This window comes from Dickeya oryzae (genome assembly GCF_020406815.2).
Classification (GTDB): Bacteria; Pseudomonadota; Gammaproteobacteria; order Enterobacterales; family Enterobacteriaceae; genus Dickeya; species Dickeya oryzae.
The window spans coordinates 670,567-696,895 of record NZ_CP162670.1 but is presented as its reverse complement, the minus strand read 5'-3'; the positions used below and the strand labels follow the sequence as shown (position 1 = coordinate 696,895).

24 protein-coding genes are annotated in these 26,329 nt (G+C 54.2%); 9 read left to right on the top strand and 15 right to left on the bottom strand.

Annotated elements, in window-relative coordinates; all coding sequences use genetic code 11:
• Positions 1 to 47: 47 nt before the first annotated feature.
• A complete protein-coding gene (gene rluA, locus LF929_RS02955) occupies positions 48 to 701 on the top strand; it encodes a bifunctional tRNA pseudouridine(32) synthase/23S rRNA pseudouridine(746) synthase RluA (RefSeq protein ID WP_038905691.1) in 654 nt (217 codons plus the stop codon).
• Positions 702 to 827: 126 nt separating this feature from the next.
• Here the strand turns inward: rluA and djlA are convergent, their stop codons facing one another.
• Entirely contained in the window at positions 828 to 1,784 is a 957-nt protein-coding gene (gene djlA, locus LF929_RS02950; RefSeq protein ID WP_016940630.1) for a co-chaperone DjlA, read from the bottom strand.
• 150 nt (positions 1,785 to 1,934) lie between these two features.
• Between djlA and lptD the strand changes: the two genes are divergently transcribed.
• The 6 genes from lptD (at position 1,935) to apaH (ending at position 8,788) form a co-directional block, all read left to right on the top strand.
• Positions 1,935 to 4,334 carry an LPS assembly protein LptD gene (gene lptD, locus LF929_RS02945; protein ID WP_210174611.1) on the top strand — a complete coding sequence of 800 codons (2,400 nt, stop codon included), beginning with the start codon at positions 1,935 to 1,937 and terminating at the stop codon, positions 4,332 to 4,334.
• A gap of 98 nt (positions 4,335 to 4,432) precedes the next feature.
• The gene (surA, locus tag LF929_RS02940; protein ID WP_226093037.1) at positions 4,433 to 5,725 is read left to right on the top strand and encodes a peptidylprolyl isomerase SurA; all 1,293 of its coding nucleotides are present in this window, start codon (positions 4,433 to 4,435) and stop codon (positions 5,723 to 5,725) included.
• Positions 5,725 to 6,726 (top strand): 4-hydroxythreonine-4-phosphate dehydrogenase PdxA, encoded by a 1,002-nt coding sequence (pdxA, locus tag LF929_RS02935; RefSeq protein WP_038909047.1) that lies wholly within the window; start codon positions 5,725 to 5,727, stop codon positions 6,724 to 6,726. Before surA ends, pdxA begins: the two co-directional genes overlap by 1 nt.
• Positions 6,719 to 7,537, top strand: a complete 819-nt coding sequence (rsmA, locus tag LF929_RS02930; RefSeq protein WP_038909048.1) for a 16S rRNA (adenine(1518)-N(6)/adenine(1519)-N(6))-dimethyltransferase RsmA — start codon at positions 6,719 to 6,721, stop codon at positions 7,535 to 7,537. The genes pdxA and rsmA overlap by 8 nt, the downstream gene beginning before the upstream one ends.
• Before the next feature lie 15 nt (positions 7,538 to 7,552).
• Complete coding sequence (gene apaG / locus LF929_RS02925) at positions 7,553 to 7,930, top strand: Co2+/Mg2+ efflux protein ApaG (protein WP_226093036.1); 378 nt, start codon at positions 7,553 to 7,555, stop codon at positions 7,928 to 7,930.
• A gap of 6 nt (positions 7,931 to 7,936) precedes the next feature.
• Entirely contained in the window at positions 7,937 to 8,788 is an 852-nt protein-coding gene (gene apaH, locus LF929_RS02920) for a bis(5'-nucleosyl)-tetraphosphatase (symmetrical) ApaH (protein ID WP_038905697.1), read from the top strand.
• A gap of 39 nt (positions 8,789 to 8,827) precedes the next feature.
• Here apaH and LF929_RS02915 read toward each other — a convergent pair whose 3' ends face one another.
• The 4 genes from LF929_RS02915 to LF929_RS02900 all read right to left on the bottom strand — a co-directional run bounded on the left by LF929_RS02915 (position 8,828) and on the right by LF929_RS02900 (position 11,125).
• Entirely contained in the window at positions 8,828 to 9,022 is a 195-nt protein-coding gene (locus LF929_RS02915) for a hypothetical protein (RefSeq protein ID WP_210174612.1), read from the bottom strand.
• Between the two features lie 235 nt (positions 9,023 to 9,257).
• Positions 9,258 to 9,740 (bottom strand): type 3 dihydrofolate reductase, encoded by a 483-nt coding sequence (folA, locus tag LF929_RS02910; RefSeq protein WP_016940638.1) that lies wholly within the window; start codon positions 9,738 to 9,740, stop codon positions 9,258 to 9,260.
• Positions 9,741 to 9,887: 147 nt separating this feature from the next.
• Entirely contained in the window at positions 9,888 to 10,358 is a 471-nt protein-coding gene (locus LF929_RS02905; protein WP_038905698.1) for a threonine/serine exporter, read from the bottom strand.
• Complete coding sequence (locus LF929_RS02900) at positions 10,352 to 11,125, bottom strand: threonine/serine exporter ThrE family protein (RefSeq protein WP_038905699.1); 774 nt, start codon at positions 11,123 to 11,125, stop codon at positions 10,352 to 10,354. Before LF929_RS02900 ends, LF929_RS02905 begins: the two co-directional genes overlap by 7 nt.
• Before the next feature lie 160 nt (positions 11,126 to 11,285).
• On the opposite strand from LF929_RS02900, the gene LF929_RS02895 reads away from it, so the two are divergent.
• Positions 11,286 to 11,900: a LysE family translocator gene (locus LF929_RS02895; RefSeq protein WP_019843353.1), complete on the top strand. Its 615-nt coding sequence runs from the start codon at positions 11,286 to 11,288 to the stop codon at positions 11,898 to 11,900.
• Between the two features lie 126 nt (positions 11,901 to 12,026).
• On the opposite strand, the gene carB is transcribed toward LF929_RS02895, so the two are convergent.
• From carB to ribF, 9 genes are all read right to left on the bottom strand, one after another.
• On the bottom strand, positions 12,027 to 15,251 hold the full coding sequence (gene carB / locus LF929_RS02890) for a carbamoyl-phosphate synthase large subunit (protein ID WP_038905700.1): 3,225 nt from the start codon (positions 15,249 to 15,251) through the stop codon (positions 12,027 to 12,029).
• A gap of 87 nt (positions 15,252 to 15,338) precedes the next feature.
• Complete coding sequence (gene carA / locus LF929_RS02885; protein WP_210174613.1) at positions 15,339 to 16,487, bottom strand: glutamine-hydrolyzing carbamoyl-phosphate synthase small subunit; 1,149 nt, start codon at positions 16,485 to 16,487, stop codon at positions 15,339 to 15,341.
• Positions 16,488 to 16,941: 454 nt separating this feature from the next.
• A complete protein-coding gene (dapB, locus tag LF929_RS02880) occupies positions 16,942 to 17,763 on the bottom strand; it encodes a 4-hydroxy-tetrahydrodipicolinate reductase (protein WP_038905701.1) in 822 nt (273 codons plus the stop codon).
• A 200-nt stretch (positions 17,764 to 17,963) separates the two neighbouring features.
• A complete protein-coding gene (rihC, locus tag LF929_RS02875) occupies positions 17,964 to 18,881 on the bottom strand; it encodes a ribonucleoside hydrolase RihC (RefSeq protein ID WP_226093035.1) in 918 nt (305 codons plus the stop codon).
• Between the two features lie 71 nt (positions 18,882 to 18,952).
• Positions 18,953 to 19,903 carry a 4-hydroxy-3-methylbut-2-enyl diphosphate reductase gene (gene ispH, locus LF929_RS02870; protein WP_038905703.1) on the bottom strand — a complete coding sequence of 317 codons (951 nt, stop codon included), beginning with the start codon at positions 19,901 to 19,903 and terminating at the stop codon, positions 18,953 to 18,955.
• Positions 19,900 to 20,358 (bottom strand): FKBP-type peptidyl-prolyl cis-trans isomerase, encoded by a 459-nt coding sequence (gene fkpB, locus LF929_RS02865; protein WP_038905704.1) that lies wholly within the window; start codon positions 20,356 to 20,358, stop codon positions 19,900 to 19,902. The genes ispH and fkpB overlap by 4 nt, the downstream gene beginning before the upstream one ends.
• Before the next feature lie 3 nt (positions 20,359 to 20,361).
• Positions 20,362 to 20,868, bottom strand: a complete 507-nt coding sequence (gene lspA / locus LF929_RS02860; protein WP_038909055.1) for a signal peptidase II — start codon at positions 20,866 to 20,868, stop codon at positions 20,362 to 20,364.
• Positions 20,868 to 23,693: an isoleucine--tRNA ligase gene (ileS, locus tag LF929_RS02855; protein WP_210174614.1), complete on the bottom strand. Its 2,826-nt coding sequence runs from the start codon at positions 23,691 to 23,693 to the stop codon at positions 20,868 to 20,870. The genes lspA and ileS overlap by 1 nt, the downstream gene beginning before the upstream one ends.
• A gap of 34 nt (positions 23,694 to 23,727) precedes the next feature.
• The gene (gene ribF / locus LF929_RS02850; RefSeq protein WP_210174615.1) at positions 23,728 to 24,669 is read right to left on the bottom strand and encodes a bifunctional riboflavin kinase/FAD synthetase; all 942 of its coding nucleotides are present in this window, start codon (positions 24,667 to 24,669) and stop codon (positions 23,728 to 23,730) included.
• Positions 24,670 to 25,065: 396 nt separating this feature from the next.
• Between ribF and rpsT the strand changes: the two genes are divergently transcribed.
• On the top strand, positions 25,066 to 25,329 hold the full coding sequence (gene rpsT / locus LF929_RS02845; protein WP_012768310.1) for a 30S ribosomal protein S20: 264 nt from the start codon (positions 25,066 to 25,068) through the stop codon (positions 25,327 to 25,329).
• A gap of 78 nt (positions 25,330 to 25,407) precedes the next feature.
• Here the strand turns inward: rpsT and nhaR are convergent, their stop codons facing one another.
• Positions 25,408 to 26,298 (bottom strand): transcriptional activator NhaR, encoded by an 891-nt coding sequence (nhaR, locus tag LF929_RS02840; protein ID WP_210174616.1) that lies wholly within the window; start codon positions 26,296 to 26,298, stop codon positions 25,408 to 25,410.
• Positions 26,299 to 26,329 lie beyond the last annotated feature (31 nt).

The window sequence follows — 26,329 nt, the reverse complement described above, 5'->3', positions numbered from 1 at the left end:
TACCTACTTCGCGGCGAGGCCTGCCTTGCCGCGATGCCGGAGCCTTCATGGAACCCTATAACCCCCCTCGCGAGCCCTGGCTGCACATCCTGTATCAGGATCAGCACATCATGGTAGTGAACAAGCCTAGCGGACTGCTCTCCGTTCCCGGTCGCGCCGAAGAACATAAAGACAGCATCATGACCCGTATTCAGGCTGACTTTCCCACCGCCGAGTCCGTCCATCGTCTGGACATGGCCACCAGCGGTGTGATGGTGGTCGCCCTGACCAAAGCGGCTGAACGGGAGCTAAAGCGCCAGTTCCGCGAGCGGGAACCGAAGAAGTCTTACGTTGCCCGCGTCTGGGGCCATCTGGCGCAGGATGAAGGGCTGGTCGACCTGCCGCTCATTTGCGACTGGCCTAACCGTCCGAAACAAAAAGTTTGCTTTGAGCAAGGTAAACCCGCCCAGACCGACTACATCGTCTTATCACGGGACAGCGATGGCACCACCCGCGTAAAACTGATGCCGATCACCGGTCGATCACATCAGTTACGTGTCCACATGCTGGCATTGGGTCACCCCATTCTGGGTGACGGGTTTTACGCCCACCCAGAAGCGAAAGCACTGGCACCCCGCCTGCTACTGCATGCACAGGAACTGGCCATTACCCATCCGGTTTTTACGACACCAATGCACTTTCGTTGCGAAGCCGACTTCTAGTCGTGGTGTTCAAGCCCCCGGTTCTGATGCTGAAAACCGTGCTGCTTTAGAAACGACCGTTATGTATGAAAGCAGGCAAGCATGGAAAGGCGCACGACAATGGGAAAAGCAAAAAGAGAAGAAGAATTAGCGAGAAAACTTGTTGATTTTCAGAAACTCATAGGCAGCCTGGATATCCTGCGCTTTACGCTTGGCTATCTCAATCATGCGCGGCGACAGGCCTTTGCCCATCATTTTATCTGGATGGTGTTCGCTCATCAGCTTGCGATAAGCACGTTTCACCGTCGCAGCATCATCCGTGCTACGCACCCCTAATGTCCGACAGGCGCTTTCGATAGTCGGCCCGCGCGAGTATACCGGCGGCCGCTGACCATAGGACTGCCCACCATAAGACTGATTACGCCGCTGATAAGACTTATTGCCCTGTCTTGATGATTGTTGCTGACTATTCTGCCGTGACTGATGGGTGCTCCCCTGCCGCGACTGGTAGGTATTGCCTTGTCGTGACTGGTAACCACTGCTGCTCTGTTTTGACGACTGATGGGCACCACGCTCCATATTGCGCATGAACAGCTCAAACTGTTCACGGGTTACACCCAGCTCATCAGCAAACACATACAGCAGCCGCCGTTCATTCGGGTGTAATGCGCCGTCTACAAACGCAGCTTGTAACTGAATCTCCAGAAACATTCTGATTAAATCAAAACGGCCAATGCAGGCGTCGCGTAACTTACGCAGCTTATTACGCACCGGAAACTGACTGGCTTTCCCTTCACGGAACGCCTGTTGCGCGGCATTACGCGCCTCGCCATGCAGTTCCAGCCGGTCCATCATGGTGGTTGCGATACGGATATCAGACTCCGTCACCCGCCCTTTTGATTTGGCCAGATGCCCCATTGCCTGAAAGGTCGTCAGACAAAACAGCGCCTGGCGGGTGGCTTGCGCGGAAAAAAAGTCGCGACGACGGGATGCCCGAGCTCTGTCAAGCAAATGACCCAACAGCAGCCCGATTATCAACCCACCGACACCAGCGCTGGATACAATCCCCAACGCCAGTCCCAGCAACTTTCCCCAATACCGCATATACTCCTCAAATCCCCATGCCGTCGGCCAAAAATTGCTTTATCATACCCGTCATTTATCTTTGCTCCTAACGGCAACGCATAGAAAATGGCGGGGATTTTGCACTGGCGCTACGCCGGTGGCTAATATAGTCTCTGACCGTTTGTCGGCATGACGCCCTTGATGACGGAACACCAGATACCGCGTATGAAAAAAAGTTTTCCAACCCTGCTGGCCTCGTTAATTGGGTCGGCGCTGTACAGTCAGCATGCGCTGGCCGATCTCGCCTCTCAGTGTATGTCGGGCGTTCCTGTATACAATCGCCCGCTGGTAACCGGGGACACCAGTCAGTTGCCGGTTCACATCAGCGCGGATCAGTCACAGGCCAACTACCCCGACAGCGCCTTATTTACCGGCAATGTTAACGTCGAGCAGGGTAATCGCGTACTGACCGCAGATCAGGTGCAGCTACATCAGAAACAACAGGCGGGCCAGACTGACCCTGTTCGCACTGTCACGGCTATCGGTAATGTGCATTACGATGATAATCAGGTCATCCTGAAAGGCCCGCGCGCCTGGTCCAACCTTAACACCAAGGATACCGATGTCGAAGACGGCGACTACCAGATGGTCGGACGTCAGGGTCGCGGCGATGCCGACAAGATGAAGCAGCGCGAAAACAACCGCTATACCATCTTAGATCATGGTTCATTTACATCCTGCCTGCCAGGTGATGATAGCTGGAGCGTCGTCGGTTCGGAAGTGATTCAGGACCGGCAGGAGGAAGTCGCTGAAATATGGAACGCCCGTTTTCGCATCGCGGGTGTCCCGGTATTCTATAGCCCTTACATGCAACTCCCGATTGGTAATAAGCGTCGTTCCGGCTTCCTTATTCCTAACGCGAAATACGGCAGGAATAATGGGTTTGAGCTGGTGACGCCTTATTACTGGAATATCGCGCCCAACTACGACGCCACCATCACGCCACATGTGCAGACCAATCGTGGTATGCAGTGGCAGAACGAATTCCGTTATCTATCGCGCGCGGGCTTGGGCCTGGTCGAATTCGACTGGTTACCGGACGACAGGCAGTACAAAAGCGATGTTCTGTCTGGTAAATCAGGTTATGCGCCTGATGATAATTACACCCGTTGGCTGTTCCACTGGCAGCATTTCGGCGTGATGGACCAGGTGTGGCGTTTTAGCGCTGACTATACCAAGGTCAGTGACCCGAATTATTTCACCGATCTGGATTCGGTTTACGGTAACACCACCGACGGTTACGCCAGCCAGAAATTCAGCCTGGGCTACGCCAACCAAAACTGGGATGCCACCGTCTCAACACGTCAATACCAAATATTCAGCAATCTGGCTTCACGTGATATCTATCGAGCTCTGCCGCAGCTCGATATGAATTACTATCAGAATGATATCGGCCCCTTCGATCTGCACCTTTACGGTCAGGCGGTAAAATTTACCAATATTAACCCCAGCCTGCCTGATGCGACCCGTCTGCATTTCGAGCCGACGATTTCCATGCCGATCTCCAATCAGTGGGCCAGCCTGAATACTGAAGCTAAGCTGATGGCAACCCACTATCAGCAGGAAAATCTGGATGCTTATAACGCCAGTAACCCGGACTCACCATTAAAAAGTAGCGTCAACCGTGTGATGCCGCAGTTCAAAACCGACGGCAAGATGGTGTTTGAACGCGATATGGACTGGGCGAAAGGCTATACCCAGACACTCGAACCGCGAGTGCAGTATTTATATGTGCCATACCGTGATCAGTCTGATATCCGCGCCTATGACTCCACCCTGTTGCAGGCAGACTACGCCGGGTTATTCCGTGACCGAACCTTCAGTGGTCTGGATCGCATCGCTTCCGCGAATCAGGTATCGAGCGGGGTGACAACGCGGTTGTATGACAGTGCGCTGGAAGAGCGTTTCAATGCGTCACTGGGGCAAATTTATTATTTTGATCGCCCGCGCACTGGCACCAACTCCAGTCTCGACCAGAATGATGAACGCGGCAGCCTGAACTGGGCGGGTGACGCCTACTGGAAATTTGCCGACAACTGGGGTCTGCGTGGCGGCGCACAGTACGATGAACGCCTTAAAAGCGTCACCCTTGGCGACGCTATTCTCGAATACCGTGGCGGCGGTGAACGTATGTTCCAGTTGAATTACCGTTTCGCCAGCTCGGAATATATTCAGGCAATGCTGCCAAACATCACAAACCCCGGCTTCCAGCAAGGTATTTCCCAAGTCGGCGCCACTGCCAGTTGGCCGTTGTCCGATCGCTGGGCTATCGTGGGTGCTTATTACTATGATACCAAGGCCAATCAACCCGCCGACCAGTTAGTGGGCCTGCAGTACAACACCTGCTGTTGGGCGGTCAACGTGGGCTACGAACGTAAGATAACCAAATGGAATAGCACGACCAATCAGAGCGTCTACGACAGCAAGATTGGCTTCAGCTTCGAATTGCGTGGCCTGAGCAGCAATTACAATCTGGGTACGGACAAAATGCTGAGAAACGGTATATTGCCTTACCAGCGCGCGTTCTGATGAGGTAACGCCGGGAACTCTGGCAACAATAAACGTCTAATAACCGGTAGCGATTAAACATGTAACCCGCCCTGGCGGATCAAATTAACGGGAAAGGTATGAAGAACTGGAGAGCGCTTGTCCTGGGACTGGCACTGAGTGCCAATATGGCGTTTGCGGCCCCACAAGAGGTCAACAAGATAGCCGCCATCGTCGACAACAGTGTGGTTCTGGAAAGTGATATCAATAGCCTGCTGCAGTCCGTCAAACTGAACGCGCAAGAAGCCGGTCAGCAGTTGCCGGACGACGCCACGCTCCGTCACCAGATTCTGGAGCGTTTGATCATGGATAACATCATCCTGCAAATGGCGCAAAAAATGGGTGTTCAGGTCACCGATGACCAACTGGATCGCTCTATCGCCAATATTGCGGCGCAAAACCACATGAGCCTTGACCAGTTGCGCAGCCGCCTGGCCGCCGAAGGCATAAGTTTCGATACTTACCGTAGCCAGATCCGCAAAGACATGATGATCGCGGATGTGCGTAACAGTGAAGTGCGCCGTCGTGTCACCGTGCTACCGCAGGAAGTGGACTCGCTGGCTCAGCAGCTTGCCAGTCAGGGGGCAAACGGTCCCGAAGTTAACCTGAGCCAAATTTTGATCCCGCTGCCGGAAAACCCGACGCAAGATCAGGTTGATAAAGCAGAAAATCTGGCCAATCGTCTGGTGAAAGAAGCCTCGCAGGGTGCTGACTTCGGCAAACTGGCGATTACCTACTCTGCCGACCCGCAAGCACTGAAAGGCGGGCAGATGGGTTGGGGTCGTCCGCAAGAACTGCCATCGCTGTTTGCCGAACGTCTGGCTAACCCGCAGAAAGGCCAGATCATTGGGCCAATCCGTTCTGGTGTCGGCTTCCATATTCTGCGTGTTAACGATACCCGCGGTGGTTCTCAGGCCGTGTCGGTCACCGAAGTACATGCCCGCCACATTCTGCTGACGACCTCGGTCGTCATGAACGACGCGCAAGCCAAAGCTAAACTCGAAGAGGTGGCAAGCCAAATCAGGAGTGGCAAGCTGAGCTTTGCCACCGCCGCCAAACAGTTATCTCAGGATCCGGGATCAGCCAATCAGGGCGGTGACCTGGGGTGGGCATCACCCGAGATGTATGACCCGGCATTCCGCGACGCGTTGATGGACCTGAAAAAAGGCGAAATCAGCGCACCAGTGCACTCCTCCTTTGGCTGGCACCTGATCCAACTGCTGGATACCCGTCAGGTGGACAAGACTGACGTAGCACAGAAGGATCGTGCCTATCGCATGCTGTTTAACCGTAAATTTGCCGAAGAAGCCCAAACCTGGATGCAGGAAAAACGCGCGGCGGCATACGTGAAAATCCTGGATGCTCAGAACTGATGTCCATTGAAACGCAGGTACAGCGAGTCGTGATTACCCCCGGCGAACCCGCCGGGATTGGTCCCGATGTGGTGGTTGCACTGGCCCAGCAAAGCTGGCCGGTGGAACTGGTGGTATGTGCCGATGCCGAGCTACTGTTAAGCCGTGCGCTGGCGCTGAAACTCCCGCTAACCTTGCGTGAATATCAACCGCATCTGGCGGCGCAACCGCAAGCGGCAGGTACGTTGACACTGCTGCCGGTTGCCACCGACGCTACGGTGGTACCAGGGCAGTTGAACGTGTTGAACAGCCGCTATGTGCTCGATACGCTGGCCCGCGCCTGTGATGGCTGTCTGAAAGGCGATTTTGCCGCGCTGATCACCGGGCCGGTACACAAAGGCATTATCAACGAGTCAGGTATTGCGTTTTCCGGCCATACAGAATTCTTTGCCGAACGCAGTCACTGCTCACGTGTGGTGATGATGCTAGCGACCGAGGAGTTACGGGTTGCGCTGGCGACCACGCATCTGCCATTAAAGGCCGTATCGGATGCCATCACCCGCGATAGCCTGCACGAAGTGATTACCATTCTGCATCAGGATTTGCAGCGCAAATTTGGCATCGCCCAACCGGTCATCTACGTCTGTGGTTTGAACCCACACGCTGGCGAAGGCGGCCATATGGGGCGTGAAGAACTGGATGTCATTATTCCCGCGCTGGATGAACTGCGTCAGTCTGGTATTCAACTGGTTGGCCCGCTGCCTGCCGACACCTTATTCCAACCCAAGTACCTCGAACACGCCGACGCTGTGCTGGCGATGTATCACGACCAGGGCTTGCCGGTACTGAAATATCAGGGCTTTGGTCGAGCCGTCAACATCACGCTGGGGCTACCGTTTATCCGCACGTCCGTCGATCACGGCACCGCGCTGGAACTTGCCGGTCGCGGTCAGGCCGATCCGGGCAGCTTTGGCACTGCATTGAATCTCGCTCTACATATGATTGCTAACCATAATGAATAATCGCGTCCATCAAGGTCACTTCGCGCGTAAGCGTTTTGGCCAGAATTTTCTCAACGATCAGTTTGTGATCGACAGTATTGTTTCCGCCATCCACCCGCTACCGGGTCAGGCCATGGTAGAAATCGGCCCCGGTCTGGGGGCGTTAACTATTCCTGTCGGCGAACGTATCGACCGCTTTACTGTCGTCGAACTGGACCGCGATCTGGCCGCTCGGCTGGAGGTACATCCGACGCTCAAGGACAAGCTGACCATCATCCAGCAGGACGCGATGACCGTGGACTTTGCCGCCCTGTCACAACAGGCGGGACAACCACTGCGGGTTTTTGGTAACCTGCCGTATAATATTTCGACACCGCTGATGTTCCACCTGTTCAGCTATACTCAGGCTATTCACGACATGCACTTCATGTTGCAAAAAGAAGTGGTCAACCGGCTGGTGGCAGGGCCAAACAGCAAAGCTTATGGTCGTCTGAGTGTGATGGCGCAGTACTATTGTCAGGTTATTCCGGTGCTTGAAGTGCCGCCGACCGCCTTCAAACCGGCCCCTAAAGTGGATTCTGCGGTAGTGCGGCTGGTACCGCACACGACGTCGCCTTATCCGGCTGTGGATACCCGTATCCTGAGCCGGATTACCACGGAAGCCTTTAATCAGCGACGTAAAACGTTGCGTAACAGTCTGGGTAACCTGTTCACGCCAGAGCAATTGACTGCACTGGAAGTAGACCCTAACACCCGGGCTGAAAACGTCACTATTGCGCAATATTGCCGTCTGGCCGAGTGGCTGACCGCGCACCCCACATCGCAGGAATAAGCTGGAGTTGTCGTCATGATGAATGCGCCCCGAGTGTGTATACAGGTTCAGAGCTTCTATGTAGAAGCGCAATCTCAGCCAGAAGAAGGCCGTTTCGTCTTCGCGTATACCATCACCATCCGCAATCTCGGTCGTCATGACGTCAAACTGCTTAACCGTTACTGGATGATTACCAACGGCAACGGCAAACAAACTGAAGTACAGGGTGAGGGCGTGATCGGCCTGCAACCAGTCATTCAGCCAGGCAGCGAATTCCAGTATACCAGCGGCACCATTCTGGAAACGCCGATGGGCACCATGGAAGGTCATTACCAGATGATTGATCATCAGGGTGAAACATTTCAGGTTCCCATTACGGTATTCCGCCTGGCCATTCCCTCATTGATACATTGAAAGACTATGGCTACCTATCTTATTGGCGATGTTCACGGCTGTGCCGTCGAGCTCAAAGCGTTGCTGGCGCAAGTTGCGTTTAACCCCGAAAGTGACACGCTATGGCTGACCGGCGATCTGGTCGCGCGTGGCCCCGATTCGCTGGATGTGTTGCGTTATGTGCGCTCACTGGGCGATTCAGTGCGTATGGTGCTCGGCAACCACGACCTCCATCTCCTGGCGGTATACGCGGGTATCAGCCGCAATAAGCCCAAAGATCGCCTGGATCCACTGCTGTCAGCACCGGACGCGGACGATCTGATCAACTGGCTGCGACGCCAGCCACTATTGCAGGTAGACGAAGAACGTAAGCTGGTGATGACCCACGCCGGTATCACGCCGCAATGGGATCTGGACACCGCCAAAATGTGCGCTCGGGAAGTCGAAGCGATCCTCAGCAGTGACAGCTACCCGCTGTTTCTGGATGCGATGTACGGCGATATGCCGAATCATTGGAGCCCGGAATTGAGTGGGCTGGCGCGTTTGCGCTTTAGTACCAACGTGTTTACCCGCATGCGCTACTGCTTTTCAGGCGGTCAGCTCGATATGCTGTGTAAAGAGGCGCCCTCACAGGCACCATCGCTACTTAAGCCCTGGTTTGCTCTACCGGGCCCGGTTCCAACCGAATACGCTATTGCGTTTGGTCACTGGGCATCGTTGGAAGGAAAAGGCACACCGGAAGGTATCTACGCGCTGGATACCGGCTGCTGCTGGGGTGGCTCACTCACTTGTCTGCGTTGGGACGATAAGCGCTATTTCACGCAACCGTCACTCTCATCCAATACCGAGTTTTCTGGCGATATCGCGCTAAACGGATAAGTAACAGCGCCCCTATTATCCAAAGCCATGCTAATCATGTCATAGCAACGAAAAAGTCGTCCCAGACTGAACCTTTTGGGACGACGGCTCGGCTGACGCCCTGACGGGAATCGACCAGATGCCGCCGCCCAGAAATCCGGCCAGACCAACGACTTCCAGATCACCTGAGGGCAATTCACGGCGACGTGGATCGCTCAAACGGTCAGTATTCAGGTTGCTGTGTCTATTTGTCATGCGTACGGTCTCCTGCTTATCAAACACAACGGATCACTGACATCGTTGATTTAACAACGAAAGCTGTTACTCATCTTTATACTAACGATGGCAGATGACGAAAATGTGTCTTACGGGTTGATAGGCATGAAAAGCCTTTCGCTGTAAGCACAGAAAACGAAAAAACCCGTCATAAGACGGGTTTAGCTGGCTGGCTATCGTATGAGCGACAGAGCGTTATCGCAGACAAGCGCACTTAGCGACGGTCGAGGATTTCGAAGCAATAACTGTGAGAGTTTTGCTCATCAGCATCATGGAATTCACTGAACGTCGATACCCACTCATCCGGTTCATAATCCGGGAAATGGGTATCGCCTTCCACCTCAGCGTCAATATGGGTCAGATAAAGGCGACCGGCTTGCGGCAGCATCTGCTGATAAATGCTGCCTCCACCGATCACCATCACTTCTTCCACGTCGCCAGCCGCCGCCAGCGCCGCGTCCAGCGACGTCACCCAGGTTACCCGTTCATCGTCGCCCGGTTGACTGCTCACCACAATGTTCAGTCGTCCCGGCAGCGGCCGCCCGATGGAGCGGAACGTATTACGCCCCATAATCACGGGTTTGTTGAGTGTATTGCGCTTAAACCACGCCAAATCAGCTGGCAGGTGCCACGGCATGGCGTTCTCCATTCCGATCACACGATCCACTGCCAGTGCGGCAATCAAACTAATCACCATGGTAAAACCCTACAGGCTACAAAATTGGTGCCACTATACGGAAAGCCTGCCCATGCGTCGATATGCTTACCGGGTCGCCACCCACTATTTAAGAGAACACTGAATGCCTTAAAAGAGCACCGAATCTTTCAAGAGAAAGACGAAGCGCTACACCCCTGGACGCTTACGATAAATCCAGACCCCCGGCAGCGACAGCCCGATAGACAGTGCCCCAACGATAAAACTGGCTTTCAGGAAGTTGGTGATCAGCGTTTGCATCAATGCTTCGCTGTATCCATGCTGGGAAAGCTGCACCACCGAAATCATCGCCGTATAAGCTGAAATACCGGGGAACATCGGGATCACCGCTGCAACGGTAAAGACTTTAGGGTGAGCCAGGAACCAGCGGGACCAGCGAATACCGATGATCCCCACCATGATCGATGCCACAAAAGTCGCCAGCTCGATAGGGATACCGAAGCGAATCATCAAAAAGCGCATACTATGCCCCAATGCGCCAAGTAATGCGCAATACGGCAACGCCCGCATCGGTACGTTAAATACCATAGCAAAACCGACCGCCGGCACCGCGGCCAGCACCATGTCCTGAATCAACGCCCAAACCAGTTCAATCACCATCCGTGCAGCCCCCATACCACCATTGCCGTTACCACACCAATACAGGTCGCCAGCGTCAGCAGGCTGGCCATCGTCCAGCGTGCCAGCCCAGTGTTCACATGGCCTTTAAACATATCGGCGACCGCATTAATCAGCGGAAAGCCGGGTACCAGCAATAATACGCTGGCCGCCATTGCCACGGAGGAACTGTGCTCAAGAGCGGGCACCCGCATCAACAACCCGGATGCCGATGTCGCCACAAAAGCGGTAATACAGAAATTGATCAATGGGTTAAGGTGCCGGGTGGTCAGAACCTGACGAACATACATCGCCATACCGCTGGCAATCAGTGTCACCAGAAACGCATCCCAACCGCCGCCGTTTAAACGGCTAAAACAGCCGCACGACAACGCTACAATGGTCACCATCAGCCAACGCGGGTAACGCAACGGTTTGATATGGCTAAAGCGCTTTGCCACGCCCGCCACATCCAGCAGTTTATGTTCTGCCATGATCACCACACGCTGCACTTCCGTCACCACATGCATGTTGATGCCGCGATCCACGTTTTTACGGGTGGATGTCAGGCAATGCCCTTGCATAATGGTGGTCAGCACTATCGCGTTAGCCGAAATAGAGCTTTCTACCGCGTCCATTCCTAATGCCACGCCAAGTCGTGACGAAAGTTGCTCGACCAACATACTTTCCGCACCATGCTGCAATAGCAGCAGTGCACACTGAATACACAATCGGGTAATATCACGCTGCTGTGTGGTTTCATTTACCATCTTACACTTCGTCCCCTGTCCTGAGTACAACCACTATAAGCGTGGTTTTTATAAGTTTATTAACATTTCAAATCGATGATTGATAGTGCGAAAAAATGCCACTGACGGTATTATGCCCACCTTTTTTCGTCGAATCCTTGATTGTCATACGTGATCCATCATGCTTGAAACCTCTTTATTTGTGGCGACCATCGCTGCACTGGGGATGATATCTCCCGGCCCGGACTTTTTTCTGGTGATCAAAAATGCGGTACGTTACCCACGGCTGGCCGCCATGATGACCACTGTCGGTGTGATTGCCGGTGTTGCCACCCATATGGCGTATTGTGTCGCGGGTCTGGCGGTCGTCATCACCACCACGCCCTGGCTATTCAGCTTGCTGAAATACGTCGGTGCCGCTTACCTGATCTGGCTGGGCATTCAGGCACTGTGCTCGCGCGGCGGCAGTAAACTGGATTTGTCCGGCCTGACGCCGCAGCGCGTCGGATTGTGGAAAGCCTTTCTTCAGGGCTATCTCTGCAACCTGCTGAACCCGAAAGCGACACTGTTTTTTCTGGCGGTCTTCACCCAGGTGTTGGGGCTGAACTCCAGCATGGGGGAAAAGTTGTGGTACGCCGGGATAATCCTGGGGCTGACGCTTATCTGGTGGCCACTGCTGGTTATTCTGATTCAGAGCGAACCGGTACGTCGCGGCCTGACCAAAGCGCAAAAACTGATCGACAAACTGCTTGGCGGTGTGTTGATTACACTGGGAATCAAGGTGGCATTAAGCTAAACCGCCACCCTGATAACAGACGAAAAAAACCGGCCTGATGCCACGCACCAGGCCGGTTTTATCTTTCGTGATTGACCTTTCACGATTTCACGACAACGCGCCTGAATCCAGACGCGTTTTTAGCCATTATCCCTGAATACGGGCATGCATTTCCTGAACGGAAATGACCTGCTCGGTTGGGTCAGCATTCAGCGACATCGCTGTAGCAAAACCGCCATTCATGGTGGTGTCGTAATGCACTTTATACTGCAGCGCACTGCGGCGAATCAGTTTGGAATCTTCGATCGCCTGACGACCTGCCGTGGTATTAACGATGTAGGTGTACTCGCCATTCTTGATGCGGTCCTGAATATGTGGACGGCCTTCATGCACCTTGTTCACCAGACGCGGATTGATACCGGCTTCGCCCAATACCACCGCGGTGCCGTGAGTCGCATCCAGTTCAAAACCGTGTTTGAGCAGCTTGGCCGCCAAATCCACCACGCGGGCCTTGTCACCCTCACGTACCGACAGCAATGCGCGGCCAGTTTTCTTCATCGGTGAGTTACTGCCCAGCATCGCCTTGGCGAAGGCTTCAGCAAAGGTACGCCCTACCCCCATCACTTCGCCGGTAGAACGCATTTCCGGCCCGAGGATCGGGTCCACACCGGGGAATTTATTAAACGGCAGCACCACTTCCTTAACGGAATAGTACGGCGGGATCACCTCTTTGGTGACGCCCTGCTGCGCCAGCGTTTGCCCAACCATCACACGCGCCGCCACTTTCGCCAGCGGAACCCCTGTGGCTTTGGAAACAAACGGCACGGTACGCGCCGCACGCGGGTTCACCTCAATCAGGTACACTTCGTTGTTTTTCACCGCGAACTGCACATTCATCAGGCCACGCACCGCAAGCTCAAACGCCAGTTTTTCCACCTGCTGGCGCATCACATCCTGAATCTCTTTGCTCAGGGTATAAGCTGGCAGCGAACAGGCCGAGTCACCGGAGTGCACACCCGCCTGTTCGATATGTTCCATGATGCCGCCAATCAAGACGCGCTCACCGTCGCAGATAGCGTCCACATCCACTTCCACCGCGTCATCCAGGAAACGGTCCAGCAGCACCGGCGCATCGTTGGAAACGCTGACCGCCGTCTGGAAATAGCGGCGCAAATCGATTTCGTCATACACGATTTCCATCGCCCGGCCGCCCAGCACGTAAGACGGGCGCACCACCAGCGGATAACCGATGTTAACGGCTTTTTCCACCGCCTGGTCGATGGTGCTGACCGTGGCGTTGGCCGGTTGCTTCAGGCCAAGGCGATTAACCGCCTGCTGGAAGCGCTCACGGTCTTCCGCACGGTCGATAGCATCCGGGCTGGTGCCGATCACCGGCACACCCGCGGCCTCAAGCTGACGCGCCAGTTTAAGCGGCGTCTGTCCGCCGTACTGCACGATAACGCCCTTAGGCTGCTCAATACGCACGATCTCCAGCACGTCTTCCAGCGTGACCGGCTCGAAGTAGAGGCGATCGGAAGTATCGTAGTCAGTAGAGACGGTTTCCGGGTTGCAGTTGACCATGATGGTTTCATAGCCGTCTTCACGCAGCGCCAGCGCCGCATGTACACAGCAATAGTCGAACTCAATCCCCTGACCGATACGGTTCGGGCCACCGCCCAGTACCATTACCTTGTCACGATCCTGATTCGGGTTGGCCTCGCACTCCTCGTCATACGTGGAGTACATGTAGGCGGTATCGGTGGCGAACTCGGCGGCACAGGTATCTACACGCTTGTAGACCGGGTGCAGATCATATTTGTAACGCAGCTTGCGGATTTCACCTTCAGACACGCCAGCCAGTTTTGCCAGACGTGCATCGGCAAAGCCTTTGCGTTTGAGCAAGCGCAGGAATTCTTTCGTCAGGCCGTTAGCGCCTTGTTCTGCCACCTGCTCTTCCAGACGCACCAGTTCTTCGATTTGCACCAGGAACCAGCGGTCAATGTTGGTCAGGTTGAATACGCCGTCAACCGACATACCCGCGCGGAATGCGTCCGCCAGATACCAGATACGATCGGCACCGGCGTCTTTCAATTCGCGGCGGATTTTAGTCAGCGCTTCCGGATCGTCCAGACTCACTTTAGGATCGAAACCGGTCGCCCCGACTTCCAGACCACGCAGCGCTTTCTGCAGCGATTCCTGCTGGGTACGGCCGATCGCCATCACTTCACCCACCGATTTCATCTGCGTCGTCAGACGATCGTTAGCGCCAGCGAATTTTTCGAAGTTAAAGCGCGGGATCTTGGTAACCACATAATCGATGGACGGTTCGAACGATGCCGGGGTACGCCCGCCGGTAATGTCGTTCATCAGTTCATCAAGCGTATAACCCACCGCCAGTTTGGCCGCGATCTTGGCGATCGGGAAACCGGTCGCTTTGGAAGCCAGCGCCGAGGAACGGGATACACGCGGGTTCATTTCGATAACGATCAGACGCCCGGTTTTCGGATTGACCGCAAACTGCACGTTGGAGCCGCCGGTTTCTACCCCGATTTCACGCAGTACCGCCATCGAGGCGTTACGCATGATTTGGTATTCCTTGTCGGTCAGGGTTTGTGCCGGTGCGACAGTGATGGAGTCACCGGTGTGGATCCCCATCGCATCGAGGTTTTCGATAGAGCAGACGATGATGCAGTTATCGTTTTTATCCCGCACCACTTCCATTTCATACTCTTTCCAGCCGATCAACGATTCGTCGATCAACAGTTCCTTGGTCGGTGACAAATCCAGACCACGGGTACAAATTTCTTCGAACTCTTCACGGTTATAAGCAATACCGCCGCCCGTGCCACCCATGGTGAAAGACGGGCGAATGATGCAGGGATACCCCACATCCGCCGCGACCGCCAGCGCTTCGTCCATATTGTGGGCAATGCCGGAACGTGCGGTTTCAAGGCCGATTTTCTTCATCGCGATATCGAAACGGCGACGATCTTCCGCCTTATCGATGGCATCAGCGGTCGCACCAATCATGGTCACGCCGAACTCTGCCAGCACGCCCTGACGTTCCAGTTCCAGCGCGCAGTTCAGCGCCGTCTGACCGCCCATCGTCGGCAATACGGCATCCGGACGTTCTTTTTCGATGATTTTGCGCACCACTTCCCAGTGGATCGGTTCAATATAGGTGGCGTCGGCCATCTCCGGGTCGGTCATAATCGTGGCCGGGTTGGAGTTCACCAGAATCACGCGGTAGCCTTCTTCACGCAGCGCCTTACACGCCTGAGCGCCGGAGTAGTCAAACTCGCACGCCTGACCGATCACGATCGGACCGGCACCGAGAATCAGGATACTTTTTATGTCTGTACGTTTTGGCATTTTTCGCTCCTGCGAACCCGTTTACTCACCGCCGCGCTGGCACTTTCGCCCTGTTCTTTTATCGCCGCGTGACTAAACGGATTCTGATTATTTGGTATGGCTACGGTAAGACTCAATCAGCTCGATGAAGTGATCAAACAGCGGCGCGGCGTCATGTGGGCCGGGGCTGGCTTCAGGATGCCCCTGAAAACTGAATGCCGCTTTATCGGTGCGATGAATGCCCTGCAGCGAACCATCAAACAGCGATTTGTGCGTTGCACGCAGTGTGGCGGGCAGCGACGTTTCGTCTACCGCAAAGCCGTGGTTTTGCGCGGTGATCATCACACGATTACCGTCCAGATCTTTCACCGGGTGATTGCCGCCGTGGTGACCGAACTTCATCTTGACGGTTTTCGCGCCACTGGCCAGCGCCAGCAACTGGTGGCCCAGACAAATGCCGAACACCGGAATATCGGTTTCCAGGAAGGCTTTAATCGCCTTGATGGCGTAATCGCACGGCTCCGGATCGCCAGGACCGTTAGAGAGGAAAATACCGTCCGGATTGAGTTTCAGCACATCCTCGGCCGGGGTTTGCGCAGGTACGACCGTCAGACGGCAGCCGCGATCCACCAGCATACGCAGGATATTGCGCTTCACACCGTAGTCATACGCCACCACATGATACGGCAGTTCGTTCTCGGTTTTTGCCGCTGGCAAGTCGCCTTCCAGCGTCCAGCTACCCTGCAACCAGCTATAGCTGGAGTGGGTGGTCACTTCTTTCGCCAGATCCATCCCTTTCAGGCCGGGGAACGCTTTAGCCTTTTCCAGCGCCAGCGCCGCATCCGGTGCGTCACCTGCGATGATGCAGCCATTCTGCGCGCCTTTTTCACGCAACAACCGCGTCAGTTTGCGAGTGTCGATATCCGCAATCGCCACAATATTGTTGCGTTTGAGGTAATCAGACAGGCTTTCTTCGTTGCGGTAGTTGCTGGCAATCAGGGGTAAATCACGGATAACCAAACCCTGAGCATGAACGGCGGGAGATTCTTCATCGGCTTTGTTGGTGCCGACATTTCCGATATGGGGATAAGTAAGAGTGACAATCTGGCGGGAATAGGAAGGATCAGTGAGGATTTCTTGATAACCGGTCATTGACGTATTGAAAACGACTTCCCCCACTGCCGTTCCCTCTGCCCCAATGGCCCGACCGTGGAATTGGGTTCCGTCTTCCAGAACCAATAGCGCTGACTTAATCAAAACACCCTCCAAGGAATAAAAAATCACGTTATTTGCATATTAATTCAGATTTGATGGACTAAATCAATGCAAAAACCACCTGTAAGGCAAATTTTTGGCAAATTGCGCGCATTTTAATGATGCCCCTGACCATTGTCTAGCCAAACCGGATTTTTTTTCACTATTTTATGGCTTCAGGAAGTAATACATCGCCATATCGGTAAAAACACACATCAACTGGGAAAAGTAAACGGTTGCCAGCAGCAATGAATGAAAGAATGATTAAAATCACGCCAAAATTGGTACCCTGAATCATAAACGGCCGACAGACGACGAACAAAAATACAGATAACCATGAAAAATATCGAATATATACCGATATAAAAACCAAACCATCATTTATCACACAAAACAATGGCGCTGTTTTTAGCGCCATTAAAATCAATACATTAATAAAAAATCAGAGAGCCACACCTTACAAATCATCAAGCCCCAACACATCCCTCATGTCAAAAAGACCATGATTATGAGAGCTTACCCACAATGCAGACCTGACAGCGCCATTTGCGAATGTCATACGGCTGGAAGCCTTGTGTGTTATCTCGATGCGTTCGCCGATGTCTGCAAACATCGCCGTATGCTCTCCCACGATATCTCCAGCCCGAATGGTGGCAAAACCGATGCTTTTTGGCTCACGCTCACCGGTATACCCTTCACGTGCATAAACCGCACACTCTTTCAGGTCACGACCCAACGCCCCGGCGATCGCTTCGCCCATCGCTAATGCCGTGCCTGATGGCGCGTCCACTTTATGACGGTGGTGCGCCTCAATGATCTCAATGTCCGTGTAATCACCCATGACTTTGGCCGCTTTTTCCAGCAGCTTGAGCAACACATTCACGCCAACACTAAAGTTAGCGGCAAACACAATCCCAATGTCGGCGGCGGCCTGCTGAATCGCTGCTTTACCGGCGTCGTCAAAACCGGTGGTGCCGATCACCATCCCTTTGCCGTGCTGGCGACAAAACGCGAGGTGACTGAGCGTACCTTCCGGACGGGTAAAATCGATAAACACGTCGAAATCGTTCACCACCGCCTCAAGACTGCTCTGTACGGTAACATCCGTTTTCCCTGCCCCGGCCAACTCTCCCGCGTCACTCCCCAGCAAAGATGAACCTTCACGTTCCAGCGCCGCACCCAGTACAACGCCTTCCATCTGTAACGCAGCCTGAATCAACTGCCGCCCCATGCGGCCACCCGCTCCTGCGATGGCGACGCGGATTTGTGCATCACGCATATTCGTACTCTTCATTTGTTGATAAGTGAGAAAAGGCTCTCAGGTTAACCAGCCCAGCCGGGCGCTGCCAGCCGAAAACCCCCGTAATTAGAAATTTATGACAAACCCGCGGGGATATCAGTAAAAGCTATTGTTTAGCAAGCGCGCGTTATGAGTCAGATTATGTCCATCCCCCTGAGCAGGCAGGCTTAACCAAAACATTAAGGCGCTAACGCCAACACCTGCGCCACCCACGCGCGAAACCCAGTAACATCCAACGCTAGTGCCACCTGTGCATTAGCCGGGCGATGCAACCGATGCTGGAGATCCACCACCGTGGTACCCGCGGTATATTCTCCCAGCGTTTCCACCGCGACAAAACAGTGTTGCAGGGTAAACAGGCTGGGTTTCACCAGATAAGCAATAGCGCACAGGTCATGCATACGCAAACCAGTCGCCATACTGCCGCTGCGATAATGGCTGAACAGCGCATGCAACATCGCGCCGGTACGGTTAAGGCCCGGCAGTGTCGCCAGATAATCCGGCGTCAGCACCGCCTCATTGGTCACATCCAGCCCACACATCACGATATCGATACCACTGTCGAAGACACGCGCCGCCGCCTCCGGGTCGATCGCCATATTAAATTCCGCATTCGGCGTGAAATTACCACGCCCTGACGATCCCCCCATCATCACCAGACGTTTAATCTGTTTTTTACACTGCGGGTAAAGCGTCAGCAGTAAGGCGACATTGGTCAGCGGCCCGATGGTCACCAGCGTGACAGGCTCAGGGCTACGGTTAAGGCAGTCATACATGGCCTGGACGGCAGACGTTTCCAGCGCCGTGCGTTCATGCGCCACAAAGTCATAGCCTTCCATGCCAGACTCACCATGAACATAGCCAGCGTCACGCAGCGGACGTACCAACGGTGTCGCCGCCCCTCGCGCCACTGGCACGACTGCGTCCCAAAAATGCAGGAGTTGCAGCGCATTGCGCGTGGTTTTTTCCACGTCCACATTGCCTGCCACTGTCGTAATGAGCTTCAGATCCAGTTCAGGGGCAAACAACGCCGCTGCGATGGCAACAGCATCGTCGATGCCTGGGTCAGTATCCAGAATAATGGGGATTTGGTTCATGCGCGTTCTCCCAAAAAAATGCCAGGCGATTTTCATCGTCTGGCATCATTTTTACTGATGAGGCGAAGGACTTACTCCACTTCACGAACGTCCATACGCAATTCTTTCGGCACTTCAAACACGATGTTCTCTGCGCGACCTTCCATCTCCATGGCCACTTCTCCCCCCATGCTTTGCAGGCGTTTAATGACTTGCTGAACCAGCACGTCCGGCGCAGAAGCCCCGGCGGTCACCCCCACACAAGCAACACCCTTTAGCCACTCTTCCTGAATATCATCCGCAGAATCAATCAGGTAAGACGGTTTGCCCACACGCTGTGACAACTCGGCCAGACGATTGGAATTAGAGGAGTTTTTCGAACCGACCACCAGCACCACATTTGCCTGCGCCGCCAGGTTACGTACTGCTTCCTGACGGTTGGTGGTGGCGTAGCAGATATCATCTTTGCGCGGCCCGATAATCTGCGGGAAACGCGCCCGCAGCGCATCGATGACTGCCGAGGTATCATCCACCGACAAGGTCGTCTGGGTCATGAAACAGAGATTGGTTTCATCCTTTACCTGCAGCGACCAGACGTCCTCCGGCCCTTCCACCAGGTACATGCCCCCAGCCGGATTATTGTACTGCCCCATCGTGCCTTCCACTTCCGGGTGCCCGGCGTGGCCTATCAGGATAGCTTCCGTCCCCTTACGGCTGGCACGCGCCACTTCCATATGCACTTTTGTTACCAGCGGACAGGTCGCATCAAAAACGGTTAATTCACGGCTTTTGGCTTCCGCTCTCACCGCCTGCGATACACCGTGCGCGGAGAAGATCAGAATCGCGCCATCCGGTACGTCTTCGATTTGTTCGATAAAGACAGCGCCGCGATCGCGTAACCCTTCCACCACATAGCGGTTATGTACCACTTCATGACGGACGTAAATCGGTGCGCCGTACACTTCCAGCGCCCGCTCGACAATACTGATAGCACGATCAACACCAGCGCAGAATCCACGGGGATTAGCCAGCAGGATTTTCATGCGTTGCCTCCGTCAGAAGGGGGATGAATCTCCAGTACTTCTACGTCAAACGTGATGGTATGTCCGGCCAATGGATGGTTGAAGTCCACCGTTACCGACTCTTCTGCCACCTCACGGATAATACCCGGCATGTCATTGCCCGCCATACCGCTAAACAGCATGATGGTGCCCACTTCGGGCACCCCGGTCTGCGCAAAATCACGGCGCAGGAAGAATTGGATCAAGTCGGGATTCGACGGACCAAAAGCAGACTCCGGCGGCAGGCTGAATGTACGCTTATCGCCGACCTGTAAACCCAGCAATTGAGCCTCCAGCGCCGCCGACAGGCTACCATCTCCCAGCCGAAACATCGCCGGTTTACCGCCGTCGCGGGTGGCTTCCGCCACGGAACCGTCTTCCAGCATCAGCGTAAAATGCACCAGCACTTCGCTGCCGTTTGTCACGAATTCCGTCATGCGTTATTTACCTTCCGCCTGCTTTTTTTGCGGAGAAGCCCAAAACCCCTCCAGCACAATCAGCAACGCTCCCACGACAATGGCGCTATCCGCCAGATTAAACGTCGGGTAATGCCAGTTATTGACGTAAAAATCCAGAAAATCGATCACATAACCATGTACCAATCGATCGGCCAGGTTGCCAATAGCGCCACCAATGATCATCGCATAAGCAATGTTGTTCAGCTTCTGGCTGGCACTGGAGCGAAGCATCATCGCCAGCAACGCCACAATAATGACCAGTGCTATCACCGCAAACAGCCAGCGTTGCCAGCCGCCTTTGTCTGCCAGAAAGCTAAACGCCGCACCATAGTTATGGGCGTAGGTAAAATTGAAGAACGGCACCAGCGATACCGACTCGCCCAGTTGGAAGTGGGTCATTACCCACTGCTTGCTGCCGAGATCGACCACCAGTACCAGTGCAGCCAGCCACAGCCAGCGCAGACCCGTTGCTCCAGTAGATTTACTCATCAGACAAACTTACGCTCTTCGCCATTACCGCCAACATTGGTCGCACAGCGACCGCATACATCCGGATGCGCGGCATCACTGCCGATATCCGTTTCATAGTGCCAACAACGCGGGCATTTCTCCCCGTCGGCTTTAGTAAGGACAACTTTCAGTCCCGGTAATTCACTTTGCTGCGCGTCAGCCGGTGCATTCTCACCACGTTCCAACCGCGCTTTGGAGGTTAACAAGGCAAAGTGCAACTCACCTTGCAGGCTGTTGAGCTGTGCAAACAACCGCTCATCCGCATACAACGTCACGGCTGCTTCCAGTGAACCGCCAATGCGTTTGTCGTTACGTGCCTGCTCGATCACCTTGTTGACTTCACTGCGCACATTCAGCATGTCAGTCCAGAACGCATCGTTCATCGGCTCGCTGTCGGCCAGCCCGAATAAACCGTCATACCACTCTTCGGTAAAGACAAACTGCGCACGTTTACCCGGCAGATACCCCCAGATTTCATCGGCGGTAAACGACATAATCGGGGCCATCCAACGAACCAACGCTTCGGCGATATGGAACAGTGCAGTCTGGCAGCTACGACGCGCCACGCTGTCGTGTTTCGCGGTGTACTGACGGTCCTTGATGATATCGAGATAGAACGACCCCATCTCAATAGAACAGAACTGCATCAGACGCTGCACCACACGGTGGAAATCGTAGCTCTCGTAAGCCTCGACAATCTCATCCTGCGCCGCTTTGGCACAGCCTACCGCCCAACGATCCAGCACCACCATGTCTTCCGGCTTCACACTGTGCAGCGCCGGATCGAAACCATTCAGGTTAGCCAGCAGGAAACGTGCGGTGTTACGGATACGGCGGTATGCATCGGCAGAACGTTTGAGGATTTCATCAGATACCGCAATCTCGCCAGAGTAGTCGGTAGAGCCGATCCATAACCGCAGAATATCAGCCCCCAATTTATCCATCACATCCTGCGGGCTGACGGTGTTGCCGATGGATTTCGACATCTTGCGACCCTGACCGTCCACAGTGAAACCGTGTGTCAGCACTTGACGGTAAGGCGCTTTGCCTTTAATCGCGGTAGAAATCATCAGTGAAGACATGAACCAGCCACGATGCTGGTCAGAGCCTTCCAGATACATATCTGCTGCGTGGCCGCCAAATTCCGGGCGAACATCCACCACAGAAGCATGCGTCGACCCGGAGTCGAACCACACATCCAGCGTATCCGGTACTTTTTCATAATCGGCCGCTTCCGCGCCCATCAGGTCTGCCGGGTTAAGATCCCACCATGCCTGAATGCCATCCTGTTCAACACGTTTGGCTACCGCTTCAATCAGCTCTGCGGTACGAGGATGCAGTTCCTGCGTTTCTTTATGCACGAACAACGACATCGGCACGCCCCAGGTACGCTGGCGGGAAATACACCAGTCAGGACGGTTCGCGACCATCGACTCAATGCGCGCCTGACCCCAATCCGGGATCCACTGCACGCCTTTGATTTCGGACAGCGACTGTTGACGCAAGCCATTCTGATCCATGCTCACGAACCACTGCGGCGTAGCACGGAACAGGATCGGCGACTTGTGACGCCAGCAGCACGGGTAGCTGTGTTGCAGCTTTTCATGGTGCAACAACGCGCCGCGCTCACGCAGCAATTCAACGATCTTGTCGTTGGCTTTAAACACAAACAGACCATCCAGCCCCGGGAAGGTACCCGGCAGGTAGCAGCCGTTGGGTCCGACAGGGTTAGCGATTTCCAACTGGTATTTCTGGCTGATGACATAGTCGTCCGGGCCGTGACCACCGGCGGTGTGTACCGCACCGGTACCGGCATCCAGCGTGACGTGATCGCCCAAAATAGCCGGAACATCGAAATCCAGGAAGGGATGACGAAAACGCAGCAATTCCAGCTCGCTACCCTTGACCGCATGGCCCAAACAGCTGCTGGTATCACTGCCAGCAACGCGTTTAGTCACCGCGTCGGCCAGCCCTTGCGCCACGATGATTGCCTTGTCGGCAACCTGCACCAGCACATAATCAATGTCTGCATTCAGGGCAATCGCACGGTTAGCCGGCAACGTCCAGGGTGTCGTGGTCCAGATAACCAGCGCGACATCGCCGTTTACCGCATCGGCCGCCAACCCGAACTTCGCCAGCACGGCAGCACGGTCAACCGCGTTGAACGCGACATCAATCGCCGGGGAGGTTTTGTCGTAATACTCCACTTCCGCTTCCGCCAACGCGGAACCGCAGTCGGCACACCAGTGCACCGGCTTGGCACCCTTGTGCAGGTGGCCGTTTTCGATGATACGACCCAGTGCGCGAATAATATTGGCTTCGGTTTTAAAATCCATGGTCAGGTAGGGGCGATCCCAGTCACCCAGCACACCCAGACGGATGAAATCTTTTTTCTGCCCGGCTACCTGCTCGGCTGCGTATTTCCGGCACTCTTCACGGAACTGTGCGGCGCTGACTTTCTCACCCGGTTTGCCCACCAATTGTTCTACTTTCAGTTCGATTGGCAGACCGTGGCAGTCCCAGCCCGGCACATACGGCGAGTCATAACCGGATAAACCTTTGGCCTTGATAATAATGTCTTTGAGAATCTTGTTAACCGAGTGACCAATATGAATGTTGCCGTTCGCATACGGCGGGCCATCATGAAGGATAAAGGTTTTTTTACCCTTCTTGGCGCCACGAATAATCCCGTACAAATCCTGCTCATACCAACGTTTCAGCATGTCAGGTTCGCGCTTGGCTAAATCGCCACGCATCGGGAACCCTGTTTCCGGCAAATTCAGGGTAGTTTTATAGTCACTCATTCGCTTCTCGATTTCGTTTTCGGCTAGAGAAAAATTAAACCGGTGCCTTCAACCCGAAGAACTCACGGGCGGCCACCACATCGTTGGCGATTTGCTGCTTCAGCGCATCCAGCGAAGCAAACCGCTGCTCACTACGTAATTTTTTACACATCACCACATCTATATGTCGCCCATACAGATCCAGTGTGACATCCAACAAATGCACTTCCAGTTGCTGGCGTTTATCGCCCGTTATGGTCGGACGGGTACCGATATTGGCAACACCGGGCAACGGCGCATCACCCAGTCCGTACACCTGGACGGCATAGACACCGCTTACCGGAGAAACCTGACGTTTCAAAGGCAGGTTGGCCGTTGGAAAACCGATGGTGCGCCCCAGCTCGTTGCCGTGCACCACCCGACCAGAGATACTGAACGGGTGCCCTAACAGTTCCTGCGCCAGCGTCAGGTTGTCCTGCGCCAACGCTTCACGTACGGCGGTGCTGCTCACCCGTTTGCCACTGCTGCAAAAGGTCTGCGTGCTGATCACGTCGAAATTCTGTTCGACGCCCGCTTTCTGTAATAACAGGAAATCCCCTTCGCGGCCAGCCCCGAAGCGGAAGTCATCCCCCACCACCAGAAATTTCACCCCCAGCTTTTCCACCAACAGGCTGGAAATAAAGGTACTGGCATGGTTCGCGGCAAAGTGGGCGTCAAAGGTCACGCACAAAAGATAATCCACACCGGCCTGCGCCAGATACTTCACCTTATCGCGCAGCCGGGTCAACCGTGCTGGTGCTTTCTCCGAGGCAAACAGTTCCAGCGGCTGAGGCTCAAAAATCATCACCATGACCGGTAACCCACGGGCCTGACCTTCCTGCTTCAGGCGCTCAAGCAATGCCTGATGCCCGCGGTGGACACCGTCAAAGTTACCAATAGTTAGCACACAGCCGTAGTGGCAGGCCTGGAGATTGTGTATACCGCGTATTAGCTGCATAACTGGCTCAAAACAGTGGAAATCGGCGGATTATACCTTGTACAGCGAACAAGGTTAACCCGCGATTCATGCCTTTTGTTGCCATGTCAGCGTATTTCGCCTTCCCACCTCAATGAGAATTTTTCACCTGGCCGCTAGCAGGCGCATCGACGGGCGCACGGCTTTTAACCCGTAATCAAACGCTTGACGCGACAAAGGCGGCAAAGGGCGAATTTATGACGCGAAAGGCTGTATTCCCGACGCTTAAGCTGCTAAAATCCCGCGCCATCACAACGTAACAAGCGCTGGCGTACAAACGGCGCTTATTTGCACAAATCCATTGACAAAAGAAGGCTAAAAGGGCATATTCCTCGGCCTTTGAATTGTCCTCGATAGAATATATTTGGGAGTTGGACCTTGGCTAATATCAAATCAGCTAAGAAACGCGCCGTACAGTCTGAGAAGCGCCGCAAGCACAATGCAAGCCGTCGCTCCATGATGCGTACTTTCATCAAGAAAGTGTATGCGGCCATCGCCACTGGCGATAAAGAAGCTGCGCAGAAAGCATTTAATGACATGCAACCGATCGTGGACCGTCAGGCCAGCAAAGGTCTGATCCACAAAAACAAAGCTGCTCGTCATAAATCCAATCTGACTGCGCAGATCAACGCGATGCAGTAATCACGTTTACGTGATAAATCGCTAAAAGAAACCGGCTCAGGCCGGTTTTTTTGTGCCTGCTAAACAGCAAAAACACCGTTATTCACAAAACAGGGAAGAGAAATCTTCGTTGCAGACGCGTTGCACCGCCGGGTGTTGAATCATGCGTTCGGCAAAGATAACGTAATACTCATCCTGAATGTTGTCGATGCGGCCAATCTCTACAATCTCGCCCTGAGCCACCATTTCATCGGCATGCAGCGATGGCGCGACAAAAATCGCATCGTGACTCATTCCGAAAGCGGTCATCAATGCCGCATCATCGAACTCGCCCATAATATCCACTAACAGATTCTGCTCACTAAACCAATTGAGCAGTTTGCGCCCCAGCATGGTACGGCGGGCAGGAATTAATAGCTTACTTTGCGACAGACAAGCGGGGAAAGGCACATTCGGCCCCGGACGGCGGCTGTAAAAGCTTACCCCGCACTCACCCAGTTTGCGGGAAAATAGTCCTGCCTGCTGGCCGGAATCTACCGGGCAATCAGACAAAATCATATCCAGCTTGTGCTGGCTTAACTGTTCAATCAGCAGCTCATGGGTGGATTCGAAGCAGCGCAGGTGAATCGGCATTTGTTCATTCACCACCGTTTCCAACACCCGGCTTACCAGCCGTTTAGACAAGGCATCCGCCACACCGACATCAAACAGCAGGCTGGATTCCTTGCGGTAATTCACGATATCCAGCATCTCCTGACTCAAGGCAAACATCTTGTCCGCATAGCGAAATACCAGTTGCCCCAGCTCTGTTGGCTCCAGCCCACGGCCTTTACGCTTGAACAGTTTTCCCTGTAGCCGCTCTTCCAGCAGTTTTATTTGCCCGGTAATCGTTTGTGGCGTCAAAAATAGCCGTTCGGCGGCGGCAGCCACCGAACCGGTCTTACACACTTGCCAGAAATAGTAGAGATGATTGAAGTTAATATGCGCCATAGGCCCGCGTCCCTTCATTCATGTTCCGCAT

What these genes read in the sequence shown, in the direction of transcription:
- rluA (WP_038905691.1), top strand. Translation starts at nt 48, where the DNA reads ATGGAACCCTATAACCCCCCTCGCGAGCCCTGGCTGCACATCCTGTAT.
- djlA (WP_016940630.1), bottom strand. Translation starts at nt 1,784, where the DNA reads ATGCGGTATTGGGGAAAGTTGCTGGGACTGGCGTTGGGGATTGTATCC.
- lptD (WP_210174611.1), top strand. Translation starts at nt 1,935, where the DNA reads ATGACGCCCTTGATGACGGAACACCAGATACCGCGTATGAAAAAAAGT.
- surA (WP_226093037.1), top strand. Translation starts at nt 4,433, where the DNA reads ATGAAGAACTGGAGAGCGCTTGTCCTGGGACTGGCACTGAGTGCCAAT.
- pdxA (WP_038909047.1), top strand. Translation starts at nt 5,725, where the DNA reads ATGTCCATTGAAACGCAGGTACAGCGAGTCGTGATTACCCCCGGCGAA.
- rsmA (WP_038909048.1), top strand. Translation starts at nt 6,719, where the DNA reads ATGAATAATCGCGTCCATCAAGGTCACTTCGCGCGTAAGCGTTTTGGC.
- apaG (WP_226093036.1), top strand. Translation starts at nt 7,553, where the DNA reads ATGATGAATGCGCCCCGAGTGTGTATACAGGTTCAGAGCTTCTATGTA.
- apaH (WP_038905697.1), top strand. Translation starts at nt 7,937, where the DNA reads ATGGCTACCTATCTTATTGGCGATGTTCACGGCTGTGCCGTCGAGCTC.
- LF929_RS02915 (WP_210174612.1), bottom strand. Translation starts at nt 9,022, where the DNA reads ATGACAAATAGACACAGCAACCTGAATACTGACCGTTTGAGCGATCCA.
- folA (WP_016940638.1), bottom strand. Translation starts at nt 9,740, where the DNA reads ATGGTGATTAGTTTGATTGCCGCACTGGCAGTGGATCGTGTGATCGGA.
- LF929_RS02905 (WP_038905698.1), bottom strand. Translation starts at nt 10,358, where the DNA reads ATGGTGATTGAACTGGTTTGGGCGTTGATTCAGGACATGGTGCTGGCC.
- LF929_RS02900 (WP_038905699.1), bottom strand. Translation starts at nt 11,125, where the DNA reads ATGGTAAATGAAACCACACAGCAGCGTGATATTACCCGATTGTGTATT.
- LF929_RS02895 (WP_019843353.1), top strand. Translation starts at nt 11,286, where the DNA reads ATGCTTGAAACCTCTTTATTTGTGGCGACCATCGCTGCACTGGGGATG.
- carB (WP_038905700.1), bottom strand. Translation starts at nt 15,251, where the DNA reads ATGCCAAAACGTACAGACATAAAAAGTATCCTGATTCTCGGTGCCGGT.
- dapB (WP_038905701.1), bottom strand. Translation starts at nt 17,763, where the DNA reads ATGCGTGATGCACAAATCCGCGTCGCCATCGCAGGAGCGGGTGGCCGC.
- rihC (WP_226093035.1), bottom strand. Translation starts at nt 18,881, where the DNA reads ATGAACCAAATCCCCATTATTCTGGATACTGACCCAGGCATCGACGAT.
- ispH (WP_038905703.1), bottom strand. Translation starts at nt 19,903, where the DNA reads ATGAAAATCCTGCTGGCTAATCCCCGTGGATTCTGCGCTGGTGTTGAT.
- fkpB (WP_038905704.1), bottom strand. Translation starts at nt 20,358, where the DNA reads ATGACGGAATTCGTGACAAACGGCAGCGAAGTGCTGGTGCATTTTACG.
- lspA (WP_038909055.1), bottom strand. Translation starts at nt 20,868, where the DNA reads ATGAGTAAATCTACTGGAGCAACGGGTCTGCGCTGGCTGTGGCTGGCT.
- ileS (WP_210174614.1), bottom strand. Translation starts at nt 23,693, where the DNA reads ATGAGTGACTATAAAACTACCCTGAATTTGCCGGAAACAGGGTTCCCG.
- ribF (WP_210174615.1), bottom strand. Translation starts at nt 24,669, where the DNA reads ATGCAGCTAATACGCGGTATACACAATCTCCAGGCCTGCCACTACGGC.
- nhaR (WP_210174616.1), bottom strand. Translation starts at nt 26,298, where the DNA reads ATGGCGCATATTAACTTCAATCATCTCTACTATTTCTGGCAAGTGTGT.